Here is a 17,212-nt window from a genome sequence, read left to right on the forward strand (position 1 = left end):
AAAACCTTAACTAAAAAGGGTGGCCAATATGGCCACCAAATAGAGTATTTCTTTATATTTATTAAAGAGACCGATTAAGCTATCGCTTCCTCTGGAGTCTCAGTACCTTTGGTTACTTCCGAGTTGTACACTTCTTTATCTAGTGTGCCGTTCTTCTTAGCCGTCAATACACCAGACAACATAGAACCAGAGATATTCAAGGCAGTACGCGCCATATCAATCAAGGCTTCGATTGAGACTAGGATAGCCACAACTGTGATATCTAATCCCATGATAGTCAGTACCGCTACTGCAGCGAAGGTTGCACCGCCGCCCACACCAGCAATACCGAATGATGCAATCGCGATAACAGCAACTAGCTGAACAATGAAGCCTAGGTCTACTGGAATACCCATGACTTGCGCAGCCATGATAGCTAGCATTGCTGGGTAGATACCTGCACAACCATTTTGGCCAATACTCGTACCGAACGTTGCTGACATGTTGGCAGTTTCTTCGTCTACACCTAAAGTGCGATTTTGCGTTTCAACGTTAAGTGGGATAGCCGCCATGCTTGAACGAGAACCGAAACCAAACACCAATACAGGCCATGACTTCTTCACAAACTTCATTGGAGACAAACCAGTGATGGAGACCATCGCGATGTGCACTAGATACATTGCAAAGATTGCTGCGTAGCTTGCAACTAGGAAGCGGCCCATCTCTGCAAGAGCAAATAGGTCATTTGTCATCATGAACGACGTCATCAGAGCGAACACACCGTATGGCGTTAGCTTCAAGATTTCGCGAACCATAGACAGTACAACTTCTTTAGCAGAGTTAATGAAATCTACGAAGTTTTGCACTTTCTCAGGGCGACGCTTCTTAACCTGTAGGATGCTGTAGCCAAGGAACATGCCAAATAGAACAGTAGATAGCGTTGATGTTCTTTCAGAGCCCGTCAACATATCAAATATGTTCGCAGGGATGATGGATAGAGCAAGCGCTGCTAGACCATTACTAGACATGCTTTCTTGAGTTGAAATCAGGCTGTCACCACGAGCTTCAATAGCGCCGTTGGAGCCAACAGAGGTCACCATAGTATTAGCATCAATACCAAAGATATAGATACTTGCAACACCAATGATGGCTGAGATCGCTACGGTGAAGATCAATAACCCAATGATTTTTGGTGCTATTTTAGAAAGTGCGCCCGCACCATCTACGTTCATCACAGATGAAACCATAGCCACAAATACCAATGGGATAACGATCATTTGTAGGAGCTTGATATAGCCTTTACCAAACACAGAGATGAACTCGCCAAAGCTCGCCACTGCACTGTGATCAACACCAAGAGATAGCTGAATCACACCACCAAATAAAAGACCTCCCACCAATGCACTGAGTACGCGGTAGTTAAATGTTTTCTTTTGCTTTTTAAAATTGGACAGTACTGCGTAAAAACCTAAAAACAGTACGGAAAGTACAATAAATTGGAAACTCATAATTAAATCCTATTTAGGCTTTCGCTATTTGCGATGGGCAATAGCTTCGACTTCGACAAGTGCATCTTTAGGTAAGCGAGCTGCTTCTACACAAGAGCGCGCCGGTGGGTTATCTGTGCCAAATACTTCGGTATACACTTCATTAAATGCAGCAAAATTCTCCATATCAGACAGAAAACAGGTGGTTTTTAAAACGGTCTCTAGACTGGCCCCACCGGCTTCTAATACTTCTTTTAGATTTAATAACGACTGTCTTGCTTGCTCTTTGATGCCGCCTTCAACAAACGCCATAGTTTCTGGGTCTAGAGGTAATTGACCCGAAGTCAGTACTAACTCGGAATAAGCAGTACCTTGGGCATAAGGTCCGATTGCAGCTGGAGCATTAGGGGTTGAGATAAGTTGTTTCACGACTTTTCCTTAATTTAAAATTTCAGTTGTTTCTGATTTGAATTCTCTGAGGAACTTATAGATTGCCTGACGAGTGATCCCTAGCTTCTCTGCCACTTGTGTTGTGGTCTCTTTCAGCTCAAAAATCCCATTATCAAACAGGTGTTTGGTAATCGCTTTATTACGTCCTTTTGGAGTCACACTCGGGTCGCCATCCACTTCATGAATCGCCTGCTCAAGTGCTTGATAAATCACATCACCTGCAGAGGTGCTGAAATGTTCGTTCTCCAAGAAGTTGCTCACTGACACATCAGGCATCAGTGTTTTCATGATCTCTGGGAAAGGGTGAGACAAGTTCATGTTGATACACAACATGCCAATCGCTTTGCCATTCTCACCGGCCAACACGCATGTGGTTGATTTCATCATTGCGCCATCACTACTCTTAGTGAAATAACATTTCGGTGAAACCTCTCCTGTTCGCTCAAACTCGCTCCACATGCGCAGACCAAGGTCGGTTATTGGGGAACCGATTTCACGCCCGGTATGATGCCCATTGACGATTTTTACTACTGAGTTTTCGAGGCTCTCAAAAGAGTGAATCAATACTTCGCAATGTGGCCCAATTAAATCCGCAATAGTGTCTGCAATGCGAAAATAGTGTTGAAGGCTTTTCTTGTCTTCTTTTGTAAACTTAACTTGTTGTACGCTCATCACTTAGGTTTACTTCTATTAACTCGGTAGGCACAGAATACTCCTATAGGGGTAGATGACAAAATCACACCAAAACACATTAACTAGTTGTTTTTAAACAGATTTACTGATTTTATAGATTTAGATCAAAAAATATTAGAGAACCACATCACACTAAAGTGGTAGTTTGAGTTTAATTTTATTAACTGCGTCAAGGTTTAAAAATGTAAACTTAAATTCCACCACCGGACTGACACAAAATAAACGAGATCTTGCTCAACATTGGCGAAAAATGGAGCTATAAAAGATGGATTTAAAGACTAAAGAATTGAGGATGAAGGCTCATTCACCGCTGGTTAATTACTAGTATCTTTAACGGAAAAATAACTTTCAAAGTCATATTGTTAGATAGATTTCGCCTAGAATAAGCAATGTGGCTATTTTAGAGATAAGGAATTTCAAGGGAATGATTAAACGACCGCTAGCCTATGTAGGTATTACCGCACTCGTTTGCTCTGGTGTGGCGGTTTATTATTTTCAACAAACCACCTCTTCTGATACCTATCGTAGCGCAGCCAACACCGTAAAACAGACCTATGAGCAGGAACTATTCACCCTCTCGCCCTATAAGCAAGGTCATTTTGGCTTACGCATGTTCCGACAAACGCTAGATCCTAAGTACCTAGTCGTGATTGAAGAAGACATCGGCATCATGTCCATCAGACTGAACCAACTCTCTGCCGACCTTCACTCCAAGCAAACCATGAATCAATACGCCGAGCAGCGCCTAACGCAATATCAGCAAGGTAAAGATGAGCGCAGTAAAAGACGACTGGTCGCCACAAAGGACAAGCCAGAATACTTTTATCTAGGCTTAGATCTACTGAGATATATGGCTCGAGTCGATGACTATGGTCTAAAGCACAAAGACGATAAGAAGCTAAGAAGGCATCTTGAGCAATACCCCTTCGATGAATTGTTTACTGACAAAGCGATGATAAGAGCATGGGCAGCTCAACTGGCCAATCAGGTCTATTGGTTGAAGCAATTGGGGATGGGCGATCACGTCACTGAATTTACTCAGGCGCTAAAGGATACCTACCCAGATCATGAAGATTATCGATTGTCTCTGCAGCAGTATGAAAACAAGCTCTATGGTATGACCCATATTGTGATTGCGGACTCGGGCTACTATCAAAGCCAAGTCAACGAAGCGGATCATGCTTGGATATACGACTACTTTCGACAAAACATTGAAGACATCATCACCTACACCAAGCAAGATGTTATCGCTGAGGTGGGTCTCAGTTTCCTACTCGCAGGGCTTGACGATGATCCTGTCGTCTATAAAGCTCGAGAAGCCATCAGACAATCTATCGATGAAACCGCAGGTCGCATCCCCTCGGTTTCAGGAAACCTCGATTTTAGCTACGGTGAACATCGCAATGTGTTGGCCATAATGCTACTGGACTGGCACTCGCCAAACCCAGGTCCTAATACCTCTACCAACCCAGACTTATTTGAATCTGTGCCTTTTGGATTGATGCATAAAAACGCCGATTAACCCTTCCCTTGCGCACTTCAAACCGCCTTATGATAAGCACTGCTTATTAACGATAGTTGTTTCATGAATTAGTCGTTGCTGCTTGCCGTTGTTATAAATACGCCAGAAAAAGTATCGAGCAAGGTTACTACAGGCTTTGCTCTGAACTCGCATCATAAGGTAAGCACAATGAAACATTTACTGCCGATTGCTCTGGTAACCTTTTTAATAGGTTGTAACTCCTCTAGCAATGACAACGCCTCTCAGCAATTACCGCCATCGCATCTTCCAGATGTAACTGCTCCTGAGCGTCCTAACCCTGGCGCAGGTGAGCCTGGACATTTACCGGGTGATTTAATCCCAGATAGATTGCCAATCGATTGGTACATAGAAGCGTCGGCTCGTTACGGAATGGCCGTGGAAGACCTAGATGCGGTATGTCGCTACACCGGCGAGCATCCACAAATGGCCATTCATGTATCCTGCGTGTGGGAAAATGAAGAACTGACTATCGTGCATTTTGTGTCACGCCATACCAGCGAACTTGAAATGCTCTATGAGCACGCGTTTATCTGGGTGATCAATGATAAGCAAATCGACAATGGCTATATCTGGCCTATGGTCAATCACAATGCAGTGGGCTTAGCGGATAAACACCTTAGCACTCAAGGTGATAGTGTAAGCTTTAACATCGCCACGCACTGCGCCAACGATGAATGCATTAACATCAAGCACACACTGACACACCAATTGGACGGCCATCAAATCCTATCCAATGGTATACCGTACGATCTGGTCACTGACTTTGATATGGATACCTACAAGGATTCAGAGAGATTCTATTTCCGTGCAGATTTCACCGACCTAAATACAGGCGCTAAGCACAACAATACGTTGCATCTTTTGGATGACTTCCCGGCGCTGATGTACAAGGTTTTGGCTCCAGCGTTTGGATATTAATGGCTAGCCTCTAGCCTCTAGCTTCTAGCTTCTAGCTTCTAGCTTCTAGCAAAAAAGAGTGGAAGGCCAATAGGCTTCCACTCTTTTTTTGTTTAAAACTGGATCTTGTTGCTGAGCTCTCCCACCCCTTCAATTGATACCGAAACAACATCATTGTTTTTCAGTGCCTTGGTACGGCCTGGGGTGCCCATATAAATGAGGTCTCCCGGCTTTAGCGTAAAGTACTGGCTTAAGTAGCTCACCACCTTAGCGGGGCTGTGAATCATGTTTTTGGTGGACTCTTGTTGTACCACCTTGCCATTCAAGCGTGTAGTAAGAATGACATTGTTGTAATCCACTCCACGGGTAATGGTGGCTCCTATTGGGCCAAATCCATCTGCCGCTTTTGACCGTAGCCATTGCAAGTCTCTGCCTTGCCAACCTCGCTCGGTAATATCGTTACCCACTGTCACACCAAAGATGGCATCACTGGCTTCGCTTTCCGTTACGTAGCGAATCTCTTTGCCTATGACCAAGACAAGCTCTCCTTCAAAGTGCACATTGCTGGCTCCTTTGGGCACCATGACGGGTTCGCCAGACAGCACTAAAGAAGAAGGGAGCTTGAGAAACAGTGGTGGTGGTTTGTTTGAGGGCGACGATAAATGGCTCGCAAAATTCATCCCCACCGCGAACACTTTCTCAGGCTCGACCGGCAGAAGTAATTTCACGTCACTTTGTTTGATAGCTTGCGTCGAGAGGGTGAATTGACCGAAAAGGTCACCCTCGACGGAGTAGATGGTTTGTTCTTTTAGCTGTCCATAGCCCGTTTGCCCTTGATATTCATATCGAACAAACTGCTCACTCGCGGCAAAGGTGGTTGCAGCGAAACACAGTCCGCTGATCAATAAAATCCATTTCATAAATACCCTCCTGAAGACGTTAACTTTACGCAAAAGCTAAGAGTCTCGATCATAGTTGAGTATTTAATTGGCGGAGGAGTATTTAATTGGCGGAGGAGTATTCTCCTACTAATACCGTTATAGGGGTTTCGTCTATCAATTCGTTGACATCACCAAACGCGAGAATGGTTTGGTTTAGGTCGTAAGATAAATAGAAGAATGCACTTATTATAAGCAGGGCAGCGAGTAATATCCCTATTCCTTGCTTCAGCACAAAAGTGAAGCCTGTTTCATAACGCATAAGCATCTCAATCCTTTGAATTTGCTAATGAATACACGTTTGATCTTAAGCGTTTTTGTGTTGAAGGATTAGCGATGAAAAACGGTTTTGTGAGATTTGAGATGAGCTTGAGTCAAAACTGAAGGCACGGTCACGATCGGTACATCAAACAAGCCAGTTTGCGTGATCTGGGTATATGCAAACTGGCCTATAAGTCCAAGATATTAATTTGCTTCACTACCTTGTTGCAGGGTAAATGTTGTTTGCGGATCGATCTGAGAGAACAGTTTCTCTACCTGTTTTATGGCATCAATAGAGGTACTCGATTTACGATAACTCAGGTAAACAGGGCGTTTCCACTCTTCTATACCTTTCACCAAATGCAGTTGGCCCGCGGTTACAAACGGTTCTACCACTGATTTAGGTAAATAAGCCGTGCCGCCTTTCTCCAAAATGAAATCCAACGCGATTCGGCCTGTAGAGGTTCTCAAAAAAGGTGCTGGCGTTTTAGGATGACGCTCCGCGTGCTCTGAGGCGAAGCGAGTCCCCCAGTCCACATACACATAACCTTGAGAAAAAGCTGCTTCCGCAGAATTTGGTGAGGTAGAGACAAGCATTAGCTCTAAATCCGCAACCTTGGTACTAAACAGTTCATCTGACTTTAATGGGTCAAAGACGAAGGCAATATCTAGGGTACGTTCCAGTAAGTTTCGGTTTAGCTGCTCCCGCGACAGTGACTCCGCAATAAAGCCATATCCGGTAAATGAGTCGGTTATGACGCTCAAGCCATTTTGCAAGTAGGCGTCCCAAATGTTGGGCGTACCCGCAAGTGTTAACTGTAATGCCTTACCACTGTCCAAAGAGAGCTCAAACTTCGCTTGTTGTAGGGTGTTTACCATAACCTCGGCATACCCGATCAAGCGCTCCCCTGCACTGGTTAACTTAATGGCATTACGATCTCGAATAAACAGCGTGGTATCAAAATACGATTCAAGCTGCTTTATCCGAGCGCTCACGGCAGCCTGAGTAATATAAAGATTCTCAGATGCACGACCAAAGTGCCTCTCTTTAGCCACTTCTAAAAAGGTTTTAAATACCTTTACATCCATAACGTTACTCTCTCATTGGGCCCTTTGTGATTGGGGCTAGCACCTACTAGGGTGCTGTTGACCTACACAATACCGCTAACAAATAGTCTAAGTACATAGGGTTATGCCGTAAAGTTGAAGTTATTTTCTACGACAAATATCCCTTATCTTGTCGACAAAAATTATTCGCTTACGTTCACGGGCAGATACGACTACATTGCGCACAAATTAACCGTAACTGTAGGAATCGAAACCATGCGTATTGCAATCTTATCTCGCAATGAATCTTTGTACTCCACTCGCCGCCTTAAAGAAGCAGGTGAAGCGAGAGGACACCAAGTAGATATTATTGATACTTTGCATTGTTATATGGACATTACTAGTAACAGTCCAAAGGTTCGCTACCAAGGTGAAGACCTGCCTCATTACGATGCGGTCATCCCAAGAATTGGTTCTTCGATTACCTTTTACGGGACAGCAGTGGTTCGTCAATTTGAGATGATGGGAACCTTTGCTGTTAACGAGTCTGTTGCTATCAGTCGTTCTCGCGACAAATTGCGTTCATTGCAATTGTTATCACGTAAAGGCATTGGCTTACCGCGCACCGGGTTTGCAAGCAAGCCTGACAATATTCCGGACGTAATTAAGAACGTCGGTGGTGCTCCAGTGGTCATCAAGCTTCTGGAAGGAACTCAAGGCATTGGCGTTGTATTAGCAGAAACCAACAAGGCCGCAGAAAGCGTTATAGAAGCGTTTATGGGCCTAAAAGCGAACATCTTGGTTCAAGAGTTCATTGAAGAAGCTAAAGGCGCTGACATTCGTTGCTTCGTAGTCGGCAACAAAGTAATAGCAGCAATGAAACGACAAGCAGGTGAAGGCGAATTCCGCTCGAACTTGCACCGTGGTGGCACAGCGCAGCTTGTACGCTTGACCAAAGAAGAGCGTCAAACGGCAATCAATGCCGCTAAAGTGATGGGACTGAATGTGTGTGGTGTAGACATTCTACAATCTAAGAATGGCCCGGTGGTGATGGAAGTTAACTCCTCCCCTGGTCTAGAAGGCATCGAGAAAGCAACTGAGAAAGACGTTGCGAGCATGATCTTCGACTTTATTGAAAAGAATGCCAAACCAAACGCAAACAAAACGAAAGGAAAAGGCTGATGAGCAAGGCACTTACTATTGCCGGTGTAGATATTCTGCCCGGTGAGCAATGCCAGATTGATGTACCCGTTGCCAAGCTGTATACCGATACAGAACTGTCACTACCTGTACACATCCAGCGTGGTAAGCGCCAAGGGCCAACCGTGTTTGTCAGTGCCGCGGTTCATGGTGATGAGCTTAATGGTATTGAAATCATCAGGCGCCTTATCTCGGCTAACCTAAATGTCATTCGAGGCACCTTAATCTTGGTGCCTATGGTGAACGTTTATGGGGTGTTGAACCAAAGCCGTTATCTACCGGATCGCCGCGACCTCAACCGTAGCTTTCCGGGTTCAGAAAAAGGCTCAATGGCTGCGAGATTAGCGCATACCTTGATGGAGAATATCGTCAAGCACTGTGACTACGGCATTGACCTGCATACTGGAGCGATTCATCGCTCCAACTTGCCACAGATCCGTGCTGACCTTAGTGATGCAGAAACAAAAGACCTAGCAGAAACCTTTGGTGTGCCGGTGCTTCTAAACTCAGTATTGCGAGACGGTTCTTTGCGGGAGGCCGCAACGAGTAACAACACTCGAATCTTACTGTATGAAGCGGGAGAGGCCCTGCGCTTTGATGATCTATCAATTAACGCAGGTTACCAAGGCGTGCAAAACGTATTGATGAAGCTAGGCTTGATTCGCAAGCGCCGAGTAAAACGCAAGATTGAGCCATTTATCGCTAACAAAAGCGAATGGCTACGAGCTAGCGGCAGTGGCTTCGTCAACGAGATGTTCGAGCTTGGAGAGCAAGTGATTAAAGGCCAAACGTTAGCCGAGATACACTCTCCGCTGGGCGAGTTAATCCAAAAAGTGGTTTCTACACGTTCTGGAATCATTATTGGCAAACAGAACATTCCTTTGGTTCAAGAAGGCGATGCGATGTATCACATTGCTTACTTTGGACAAAATGATGATGGTGTTGCAGAGCATATAGAGCTTCTGCAAGACACTTTAGGTGAAAGTGATAATGGATAGATTGATAATCGGTAATCTTGAACTGTGTAGCTTGCCTGACTTAGGCATTGTTGATCTTGAAGTGCGAGTGGATACGGGTGCAAAAACCTCATCCTTGCATGCGGACAACATCCGTAAATTTCGCAAAAATGGTAAGCCATACGTGGAATTTGATCTTCACCCAGACATCTACAATCTGGACAAAATCGTAACCTGTCAGGCTAAGGTCATCGATTCACGTAAGATCAAATCTTCAAACGGTGAAGCAGAACAACGCTGCGTAATTAAGACCACGTTCGGCATCGCAGGGCACAGTTGGCCAATCGAAGTAACGCTAACTAACCGCAAAGACATGTCGTACTTAATGCTACTGGGTCGCGAAGGTATGGGGAACAAAGTCTACGTTGACCCAAGCCGAGCATTTACACTTGAGGTCGAAGAATAATCCTATTCTTCAACACAGACTGTTTAATCTAACGATGAGCGAGGATAGCCCTTAGGTCTACCCTCGCTAACGGTTTAATCCCATCTAACGTTTAGAATCCTTAGCCTCTCAGTTACATTGCTTCCAATTTAGCGGCTTTAGGTAACTTGGTTACCTTCAAGTCGTCCAGAATCAGCAATACGCAAGGCACAATAATAGAAGCGAGCAATGTGGCAGAGACAAGCCCAAAAGCGATACTCGCTATCAATGGAACCAAAAACTGAGCTTGCGTGCTAGATTCGACTAATAACGGAAGCAAACCTGCAAATGTCGTCAGAGAAGTAATAAAAATGGCTCTAAATCGATCATGAACACCTTCACGACATGCGTCTAATAAGCTCATCCCATCTTCTCTATTTTGTTTGATAAAATTCACAAGCAAGATATTGTCATTCACCACAATACCCGCAAGAGTGGCAAAACCCACCAAACTTGGAATGGTCAGATCCAGTCCCATTCCCATATGTCCCCAAACTACCCCTATCCAACCCATAGGAATAGCCAACAACACAGCTATAGGCTGCACGTAACTTTCGAATAAGAAGGTAAGGATGAGATAAATCCCTATCAACCCCAATATGAAGAATGTTATCAGTGATGACCCAGTGTCTGCGCTCTCTCTATCTTGTCCTTGAGACACAAAACTGACGTCTGGGTATTTCTTCTTAGCGTTAGGGACAAACTCACTATTAAACTTCAACATGATATCCCTAGCATTAGCGATGCGTGTATTGATATCCCCTTGCACGGTCACTGTATTAACGCCATTGATTCGATTAATTCTGGAAAATGTTTGCACCTCCTTAAACGTCGCCACACTGGATAGCGGAACTAACGTGCCATTAGTGGCGGTAATCGTAAGGTCTTTTAATTCCTGTAAACTTGCCTGATGCGTAAACTCATCCAACCTCACTGAAATATCGATGGTTTCTCCGTTTTGAAATACCGTTAGATCTGTGCTTCCCTTCACCGCACTACGAAGGTTTTGTGATAGCTGGGAAGCATTTACTCCCATGACACCCGCTTCATCTTTCAAGCTCACCTGTATTTCTGTTCTTCCTGAACGCAGATCGCTCGACAAATTAAAGGTACCGTCAAAGCCTTTTAACCACTTAATCAGCGAACGGCTCACTTTGTCTAGCTGCTCTAAAGAATCTCCCTGCACTCGAATATCAATCCCATTTCCAGCAAGGCCTCTTTCTTTGTCGGTAAACTTCATTGAAACCACATCGGGCAGGCTTCCTACCTTCTTCTTCCATTCCTGAACGAGAGACTTAATGCTCTGCTGTCTAAATTGAGCAGGCAGCAGATCGGCACTGACCGTCGCCATGTGAGGGCCGGATTCATTCGCATCAACATTGGTGTTGTACATGATCGTTTTGTTTTGTACTAAAGGCTCTGAATCGGGATATTTCTCGGCATACGCTTTACTAAGCTTATCTAAAGCATCAGACACCTTTGCTACAATCGTTTCTGTCTGAGACAACACACTTCCCTGCGGTAAAAGAATTCGAGCTTGCAAAACATCGCTTTCCAACGATGGCATTGCCTTGAATTTCAGGAGCCCTGCAGAGAGTGAAGCCGTCGAAACCATAACGATCATCATCAATATCCCGAGAGTGAAATACGGCGCTTTCATTGCCTTTACGGAAAGGGGCACAAATACCTTATCTCGCATCTTTTCAAAGGCCATAATAATCTTGTCCCGCATCGGACTGGATTTAGATGTAACGTGGCTATGAGCGAGGTGGGATGGAAGAATAAGAAAGGCTTCAATAAGACTCACTAATAATGTAATCAGCAAAATAATAGGGATATAGCGAAGCACTTCACCCATCTTTCCACTAAGGAACATCAATGGCCCTATTACCATGATAGTGGTTGCAAACGAAGCGAGCACGCCAGGTAAGACTTGTTTCGTACCGACAATCGCAGCTTCAATGGGAGGCAATCCTTTCTGTCTTTTCGCCGCAATATTCTCTGCAATGATCAAAGAGTCATCCATCAGCAAACCAATCGCGACAATTAGCCCAACCATTGTCATCATATTCAGGGTGTAACCTAAAAGATGCATAGTGAATATGGCACCAAGAAACGAAACGGGTAATCCCATGGTCACCCAAAAACTAAATCTGATATTGAAGAATGCCCATAACACAAGAAATGCTAACGCTAGACCTTGCACACCATTGCTGGTTAAAATTCTTAAACGCTCAGTGATGTTAATACTCGAGTCTTGAGTCACATGAAGTTCAATGCCCTGTGGAACTTGTTTTTTCTCATTCTCAATAATCTTTACCACGGCCTCTTTCACGTTCAGAGTATCTTGAAAGTACGTTTTAGATACTTGAAGAAGTGCCGCTCTTTGCCCTTGAAACTGAATGACATCTTCGTCAGATTCAAATTTCTGTTCTATCTTGGCAATATCTCCCAATCGTACTTGCGTTCCCAACTCACTGGATTTCACGATAACATTCTGAAAATCTTCGACTGTGCTACCCAGTTGGTCAAAACGAACACTAATCTCTTCCAGTTCATTGCTGAACACACCTGCAGGCGTACTAATGCTTTGTTGCTGAACTAGGTTTGAGAGATCTGAAATACTTAATCCATACTGCTTTAACTTCCATTGAGAGACTCTGACCTCTATCTCTTGATCAGAGAACCCACTGACAGTTACTTGTGCAATCAAGGGATTGGCTTTTAACTTCTGCTTTACTTTCTGAGCATACAAGTAGAGGTCTTGATCAGACATATTACCGATGATGGCCACACTGGCCACGCTTGCGACTCTATCCAGCTTAGCCACTGTGATTTGCTCTACTCGATCAGGAAAGTCATTAATTGCATTCACTTGTTGCTGAATATCTGTGGTCAATATATCAATATCTTCACCACTCTCAATTTCAGCATTGGCAATCGCTAGATTTTCTCTAGCGTCACACGATAGCTCCTTAATGCCACTGAGTTGATCAAGAGACTCCTCCAAGGGGTAGCACACTTCTTCCATGACCTCTGATGGCGACGCTCCGGGATAACTGATCCGAACCGCTATATCTTTTGTAGGAGTGATAGGGAAAGTGTCTTTTTGCAATTTTGGCAGAGCAAATGCACCTAACAACAAAATAGCAATCATCAATACATTGGCAGCTGTCGCATGTCGAGCAAAGTAAGCAATCATGATTTACCCTCACTTTTGCTGATCTTGTTCTCTTTAAACCCAACTTCTTTTTCAAGCCACTTTTCCATATTTGCATCTGGTATGGGTTTCAAAGCCATGCCTTCAACGGCAGGGACCAGCTTACTCAGCACTACAAGGTCATCAACGGCCACACCCGACTTAATCACGGCCACCTGCCCTTGCACAAAATCTATATCCACAGATTGCCGTGTTAATTTCCCATCTTTAACTATGTAAACCAAATCATTATGAATTGCAGTCACAGGGAGGACGATTTGATTCTTCATCACTGGAGCTTTAAGAGTAACCTTGATGAATGTATTGCGAATGAGCGGCGGTTTTTTCCCGGGAACGGCTTGTTGGTAGGGGGCATCAACCTCTACAACAATACTTTGGCTTTGAGTTTGTGTATCTATTTGCCCACCCGAACGACTCACCTTGCCATCCCATGAAATAACTTTGTCACCTGCTTTTAGTTCTAGAGTTGCTTGTAGATCTTGATGGACATCATGACTTAAGGGATCCAGATTCGAAGCTCTTCGCAGTGGACGCATTTTACCGAGAGGAAATTGAGCGCTGACCTCTACAGCTTCAATTCCATCAGCCTTAAGCATCAACTCACCTCTATTCACATATTCAGCCAATCCAACTTGCTTGTCGGTAATTCGAATATCAAAAGGCGCTTTTACTACAGTATTTACAAGGTCCCGCTTGGCCAATGCCAACTCAGTTTCCAAAACCTTCTTCTGAGCTCGATTAATTGCTAGGCTATTTTTTAATGTCTGCAATTGCTGCTGGCTACCCAGTAACTCTCTCGTCGCTTTATCTTTTTCCGCGTTGGAAATGTGCCCCGTCTTGCTAAGTTTTACAGAGCGATCATATTCAGACTTCTGCACTAGAAAGTCTTTCTCTGCAATCTTTAACGACTCTAAAATAGTTTTGTCTGTGAGCTTAGACACTTCTATTTCAGCCTCCAATCGAGCGACTGTAAGCAAGTAAGAAGAAGGGTCAATATGCAGAATTTCACTCCCCTTGTTAATTATCTCGCCAGTTTCAAACCGCTCAGATACCCAAACTACAGCGCCATCTAATTCTGATTGAGCCTCCCACTCTTGGGAAGACTCTGTAAGACCATATCCAACCGCAGAAGGTTGAATATTACGAGGTATCACTTTTAGAACACGCACAGATTTCTTAGTAGTGGTTGTATTGGATTGTGGTGGTTCAGCCTTCATCGTCGGGGCCAATGCCAACATGACCACGCCCAATAAAACAGGAGGCAAAAATATCGCTCTTTGTACCCAACTATACCTAGCCATGATCACTCCCTTGCAGACTAAAATAAACATTAGACTTAACTAATATAAGGTTAGCATAACGTCGTTGTAGTGCCTCATGGCTGGTATGGGAATTTACTTAGCTTTACGTTTTAAGGGCAATAATTTGAAGTGGGTTACATTTGAAAGTGGATTGCATCTGGAACACTGCAGGTAACCAGTATGCGACGATGAAAAAGTGCCCGTCGCACACTATTGAATATGTGATGTATTAGCCTGCCAGTAACTCTTCTGTTTTCATCAATAGACTCATTTTCGGAAACACTCTCTCACAGCTATGCTGATGACAAACAGGATCCATATCGGCGATGGCATCTTCGACAATCACCACGTTGTAATCTAACTCAAAGGCTTGCCTCGCTGTTGATTCAACCCCAACGCTGGTGGCAATGCCGGTGAAATAGACATGCGTAATCCCCTGCTCTTTAAGTTGCTCATCTAAACCCGTGTTAGTAAATGCGCCCCATGAGTATTTTGTTAGGTACTTGAATCTAGGTTTGTTGCCAAGGCGTTTAATCACGGAGCCCCAAACAGGCGCAGGTGACGCTTGATCACTTTGGGATGCTTGTTGTTGAAGCTGCGTGAGTCCTTTTGCTCGGCCTGCCACGTTAACAATAAAAACAGGTAGCTCAGCTCGTTCGAATGCCTCACATAGAGCGATACTGTTCTCAATGACTGCCGTTGCTACTTCTGCTGGCACCTTATCAACAATACCTTCTTGTAGGTCGATGACGATAAGTGCTGAATGCTTGGTAATGTTCATGCTCGATGCCTTATTGCTATTCTCTTTTCAAATCAGAATACACCCAGTGCGTGCTTTTTGTCTTCGGAACATTCGTACAGGTTGTCTTTAACGTCCTATTTCGGTGCAGTTGCACCAAACAAAAAACTCGCAATTACCACCTAGAAACACTTTAACCACAGTCAGTTACAAAGCTAATCTTGACTCTTTAAAAGTGCACAGAACTTGGCAATCTTTTCACTTAAATAAATGAAATAGTTGGGCTTTTAGTAGAAATGGCATCGATTGTGCAATGGGTTAGTTATATCCATTTAGTTCCAGAGGACGCCATGAAAAAACTTACCACCGCTCTAATCATTTCATCTCTATTTAGCTTGAATGCCATTGCCCAAGAACTGCCTAATATCACCATCTTAGGAACGGGCGGCACCATTGCTGGCTCTGCAGAGAAATCAACAGATGTGACCGGCTATAAAGCAGGAGAGATAGCGGTATCTACTCTTATTGAAGCGGTACCTCAAATCGTCGATGTAGCTAACGTAGACGGTATTCAAGTTGCTAATACCAGCAGTTCAAACATCGATAGTAAGATATTGCTTGAGATGGCAAACACGGCTAACTCTTTATTGCAAAACGATACCTCAGGCGTGGTCATTACCCACGGCACGGATACCACGGAAGAAACGGCCTTCTTCATGGATCTAGTCAATCAAACTGACAAGCCTATTGTTGTGGTTGGAGCTATGCGCCCAGCAACGGCTATTAGTGCTGATGGTCCAATGAACCTATTAAATGCGGTTAAGTTAGCTTCTGATGAGAGTGCTTATGGAAGAGGCACTATGGTGCTTTTGAACGATAACATTGGCGCGGCTTACTACACCTCTAAAACAAGTTCTATTTCTCTAGATACCTTCAAAGCACATGACCAAGGTTTCTTGGGAACCTTCGCAGGAGGTGAGCCTAAGTTCTATTACGAGCCAGCAAAAGTCATGGGTAAGCCAACATTTGATGTGTCTAAATTAGAGACCTTGCCTAAAGTGGATATCGTATACAGCTACCAAAATATGGGACCTGAGATCATTGATGCTATCGTAGAGTCTGGAGCAGACGGCATTGTCGTTGCGGGCAGTGGTAATGGCTCTGTTCCTTCTGCGGTTCGAGAGAGAATTAGCCAACTAAACGAAGACGGTTACCCAGTAGTGCTTTCTACACGCACAGGCTCTGGCTTCGTTACGGCTAAATCACACGCTATCGGTTCGGGAGTACTAAACCCTCAAAAAGCACGTATCATGCTAATGCTTGCCCTAACTGAAACTCAAGATGTGAAAGAGTTGCCAGTTTACTTTGGCACACAAAGCTAGCTTCTATTAAAGAAACTCACCAACCCTAGAATTACAACTAGGGTTGGTTTATTAAACTCTTCCTAACTATTCAACAAACCATGTTATTCCTAGCACTTGAAGGGCACATCGGTTTAATTATTCAATTAGCTCAAATACCCACGACTTCAAAGAATTAATTTAGAGCTACTGATATATTCCTGCTAAACAACCTACAGGAAGTATCAAATTGAAAAAAATGATTACCACTCTCATCGTAGTCAGCGCTCTAACTGCCTGTGCCAATGAGAACGCGCCAAAGCCACAGGAGCCTGTGTGTGCAGAGACGATTGGTCTGGTTAAAGAAACCAACAATTACTCTACTGACTATTATGTTGAAAACAGAAATAACGAGAAGCTAGCTAAAGGCCTAGTAGAGGTGCGCTATCGACCAGATTCAGACAGTGGTCTCTCAGCGGTACAGCGATTCCAGTTTGAGCTAGAACCTGGTGAGAAAAAGTTACTCAGTACTTGGGAAGAAAAAGCGTACCCGAAAGGAAGCTTTTTACGTTGTGGCTACGAGAAATAGAAGCCAAATAAAGACTAGTCTCTCGTTTCAAAAATGATTAGCTTCTCGCAGATTTCGATACTCATAGCATGATTAATCCCATACAGGG

General features: G+C 44.1%; 16 protein-coding genes. 7 read left to right on the forward strand and 9 right to left on the reverse strand.

Annotated features, from left to right (window positions below):
• Positions 1 to 74 precede the first annotated feature (74 nt).
• The 3 genes from A6E01_RS18410 to A6E01_RS18420 are packed head-to-tail and all read right to left on the reverse strand — an operon-like array spanning position 75 to position 2,588.
• Positions 75 to 1,487: a cation:dicarboxylate symporter family transporter gene (locus A6E01_RS18410; RefSeq protein WP_017030181.1), complete on the reverse strand. Its 1,413-nt coding sequence runs from the start codon at positions 1,485 to 1,487 to the stop codon at positions 75 to 77.
• Between the two features lie 24 nt (positions 1,488 to 1,511).
• The gene (locus A6E01_RS18415) at positions 1,512 to 1,895 is read right to left on the reverse strand and encodes a RidA family protein (protein ID WP_017030180.1); all 384 of its coding nucleotides are present in this window, start codon (positions 1,893 to 1,895) and stop codon (positions 1,512 to 1,514) included.
• Between the two features lie 9 nt (positions 1,896 to 1,904).
• Positions 1,905 to 2,588, reverse strand: coding sequence for a helix-turn-helix transcriptional regulator (locus A6E01_RS18420; RefSeq protein WP_017030179.1), 684 nt, complete (start codon positions 2,586 to 2,588; stop codon positions 1,905 to 1,907).
• A gap of 445 nt (positions 2,589 to 3,033) precedes the next feature.
• On the opposite strand from A6E01_RS18420, the gene A6E01_RS18425 reads away from it, so the two are divergent.
• Both A6E01_RS18425 and A6E01_RS18430 read left to right on the forward strand, forming a co-directional pair.
• A complete protein-coding gene (locus A6E01_RS18425) occupies positions 3,034 to 4,131 on the forward strand; it encodes a DUF3541 domain-containing protein (RefSeq protein WP_065210953.1) in 1,098 nt (365 codons plus the stop codon).
• Between the two features lie 168 nt (positions 4,132 to 4,299).
• The gene (locus A6E01_RS18430; RefSeq protein WP_065210954.1) at positions 4,300 to 5,070 is read left to right on the forward strand and encodes a hypothetical protein; all 771 of its coding nucleotides are present in this window, start codon (positions 4,300 to 4,302) and stop codon (positions 5,068 to 5,070) included.
• 92 nt (positions 5,071 to 5,162) lie between these two features.
• Here A6E01_RS18430 and A6E01_RS18435 read toward each other — a convergent pair whose 3' ends face one another.
• The 3 genes from A6E01_RS18435 to A6E01_RS18445 form a co-directional block, all read right to left on the reverse strand.
• Positions 5,163 to 5,969 carry a fumarylacetoacetate hydrolase family protein gene (locus A6E01_RS18435; RefSeq protein WP_017031666.1) on the reverse strand — a complete coding sequence of 269 codons (807 nt, stop codon included), beginning with the start codon at positions 5,967 to 5,969 and terminating at the stop codon, positions 5,163 to 5,165.
• A gap of 82 nt (positions 5,970 to 6,051) precedes the next feature.
• Entirely contained in the window at positions 6,052 to 6,249 is a 198-nt protein-coding gene (locus A6E01_RS18440) for a hypothetical protein (protein WP_237334533.1), read from the reverse strand.
• A 203-nt stretch (positions 6,250 to 6,452) separates the two neighbouring features.
• Complete coding sequence (locus A6E01_RS18445) at positions 6,453 to 7,337, reverse strand: LysR family transcriptional regulator (RefSeq protein WP_065210955.1); 885 nt, start codon at positions 7,335 to 7,337, stop codon at positions 6,453 to 6,455.
• 234 nt (positions 7,338 to 7,571) lie between these two features.
• On the opposite strand from A6E01_RS18445, the gene rimK reads away from it, so the two are divergent.
• From rimK to A6E01_RS18460, 3 genes are read left to right on the forward strand one after another with little or no spacing between them, the layout of a single operon-like run.
• On the forward strand, positions 7,572 to 8,477 hold the full coding sequence (gene rimK, locus A6E01_RS18450) for a 30S ribosomal protein S6--L-glutamate ligase (protein WP_017030173.1): 906 nt from the start codon (positions 7,572 to 7,574) through the stop codon (positions 8,475 to 8,477).
• Positions 8,477 to 9,493 carry a succinylglutamate desuccinylase/aspartoacylase family protein gene (locus tag A6E01_RS18455; protein ID WP_017030172.1) on the forward strand — a complete coding sequence of 339 codons (1,017 nt, stop codon included), beginning with the start codon at positions 8,477 to 8,479 and terminating at the stop codon, positions 9,491 to 9,493. Before rimK ends, A6E01_RS18455 begins: the two co-directional genes overlap by 1 nt.
• A complete protein-coding gene (locus A6E01_RS18460; RefSeq protein ID WP_017030171.1) occupies positions 9,486 to 9,917 on the forward strand; it encodes an ATP-dependent zinc protease family protein in 432 nt (143 codons plus the stop codon). The genes A6E01_RS18455 and A6E01_RS18460 overlap by 8 nt, the downstream gene beginning before the upstream one ends.
• 112 nt (positions 9,918 to 10,029) lie before the next feature.
• Here A6E01_RS18460 and A6E01_RS18465 read toward each other — a convergent pair whose 3' ends face one another.
• From A6E01_RS18465 to A6E01_RS18475, 3 genes are all read right to left on the reverse strand, one after another.
• On the reverse strand, positions 10,030 to 13,137 hold the full coding sequence (locus A6E01_RS18465; protein WP_017030170.1) for an efflux RND transporter permease subunit: 3,108 nt from the start codon (positions 13,135 to 13,137) through the stop codon (positions 10,030 to 10,032).
• Positions 13,134 to 14,456, reverse strand: a complete 1,323-nt coding sequence (locus A6E01_RS18470) for an efflux RND transporter periplasmic adaptor subunit (RefSeq protein WP_065210956.1) — start codon at positions 14,454 to 14,456, stop codon at positions 13,134 to 13,136. The genes A6E01_RS18465 and A6E01_RS18470 overlap by 4 nt, the downstream gene beginning before the upstream one ends.
• Before the next feature lie 229 nt (positions 14,457 to 14,685).
• On the reverse strand, positions 14,686 to 15,237 hold the full coding sequence (locus tag A6E01_RS18475; protein ID WP_065210957.1) for a cysteine hydrolase family protein: 552 nt from the start codon (positions 15,235 to 15,237) through the stop codon (positions 14,686 to 14,688).
• Between the two features lie 308 nt (positions 15,238 to 15,545).
• On the opposite strand from A6E01_RS18475, the gene A6E01_RS18480 reads away from it, so the two are divergent.
• A complete protein-coding gene (locus tag A6E01_RS18480) occupies positions 15,546 to 16,577 on the forward strand; it encodes a type II asparaginase (RefSeq protein WP_237334534.1) in 1,032 nt (343 codons plus the stop codon).
• A 217-nt stretch (positions 16,578 to 16,794) separates the two neighbouring features.
• On the forward strand, positions 16,795 to 17,124 hold the full coding sequence (locus A6E01_RS18485; protein WP_237334559.1) for a hypothetical protein: 330 nt from the start codon (positions 16,795 to 16,797) through the stop codon (positions 17,122 to 17,124).
• The last annotated feature ends 88 nt before the right edge of the window (positions 17,125 to 17,212 follow it).

The sequence above is a fragment of the Vibrio breoganii genome (genome assembly GCF_001677275.1).
Taxonomy (GTDB): Bacteria; Pseudomonadota; Gammaproteobacteria; order Enterobacterales; family Vibrionaceae; genus Vibrio; species Vibrio breoganii.

Bases quoted from the DNA above. Each gene is read 5' to 3' on its own strand.
- A6E01_RS18410 (WP_017030181.1), bottom strand. From the start codon at position 1,487: ATGAGTTTCCAATTTATTGTACTTTCCGTACTGTTTTTAGGTTTTTAC.
- A6E01_RS18420 (WP_017030179.1), bottom strand. From the start codon at position 2,588: ATGAGCGTACAACAAGTTAAGTTTACAAAAGAAGACAAGAAAAGCCTT.
- A6E01_RS18425 (WP_065210953.1), top strand. From the start codon at position 3,034: ATGATTAAACGACCGCTAGCCTATGTAGGTATTACCGCACTCGTTTGC.
- A6E01_RS18430 (WP_065210954.1), top strand. From the start codon at position 4,300: ATGAAACATTTACTGCCGATTGCTCTGGTAACCTTTTTAATAGGTTGT.
- A6E01_RS18435 (WP_017031666.1), bottom strand. From the start codon at position 5,969: ATGAAATGGATTTTATTGATCAGCGGACTGTGTTTCGCTGCAACCACC.
- A6E01_RS18440 (WP_237334533.1), bottom strand. From the start codon at position 6,249: ATGCGTTATGAAACAGGCTTCACTTTTGTGCTGAAGCAAGGAATAGGG.
- A6E01_RS18445 (WP_065210955.1), bottom strand. From the start codon at position 7,337: ATGGATGTAAAGGTATTTAAAACCTTTTTAGAAGTGGCTAAAGAGAGG.
- rimK (WP_017030173.1), top strand. From the start codon at position 7,572: ATGCGTATTGCAATCTTATCTCGCAATGAATCTTTGTACTCCACTCGC.
- A6E01_RS18455 (WP_017030172.1), top strand. From the start codon at position 8,477: ATGAGCAAGGCACTTACTATTGCCGGTGTAGATATTCTGCCCGGTGAG.
- A6E01_RS18460 (WP_017030171.1), top strand. From the start codon at position 9,486: ATGGATAGATTGATAATCGGTAATCTTGAACTGTGTAGCTTGCCTGAC.
- A6E01_RS18465 (WP_017030170.1), bottom strand. From the start codon at position 13,137: ATGATTGCTTACTTTGCTCGACATGCGACAGCTGCCAATGTATTGATG.
- A6E01_RS18470 (WP_065210956.1), bottom strand. From the start codon at position 14,456: ATGGCTAGGTATAGTTGGGTACAAAGAGCGATATTTTTGCCTCCTGTT.
- A6E01_RS18475 (WP_065210957.1), bottom strand. From the start codon at position 15,237: ATGAACATTACCAAGCATTCAGCACTTATCGTCATCGACCTACAAGAA.
- A6E01_RS18480 (WP_237334534.1), top strand. From the start codon at position 15,546: ATGAAAAAACTTACCACCGCTCTAATCATTTCATCTCTATTTAGCTTG.
- A6E01_RS18485 (WP_237334559.1), top strand. From the start codon at position 16,795: ATGATTACCACTCTCATCGTAGTCAGCGCTCTAACTGCCTGTGCCAAT.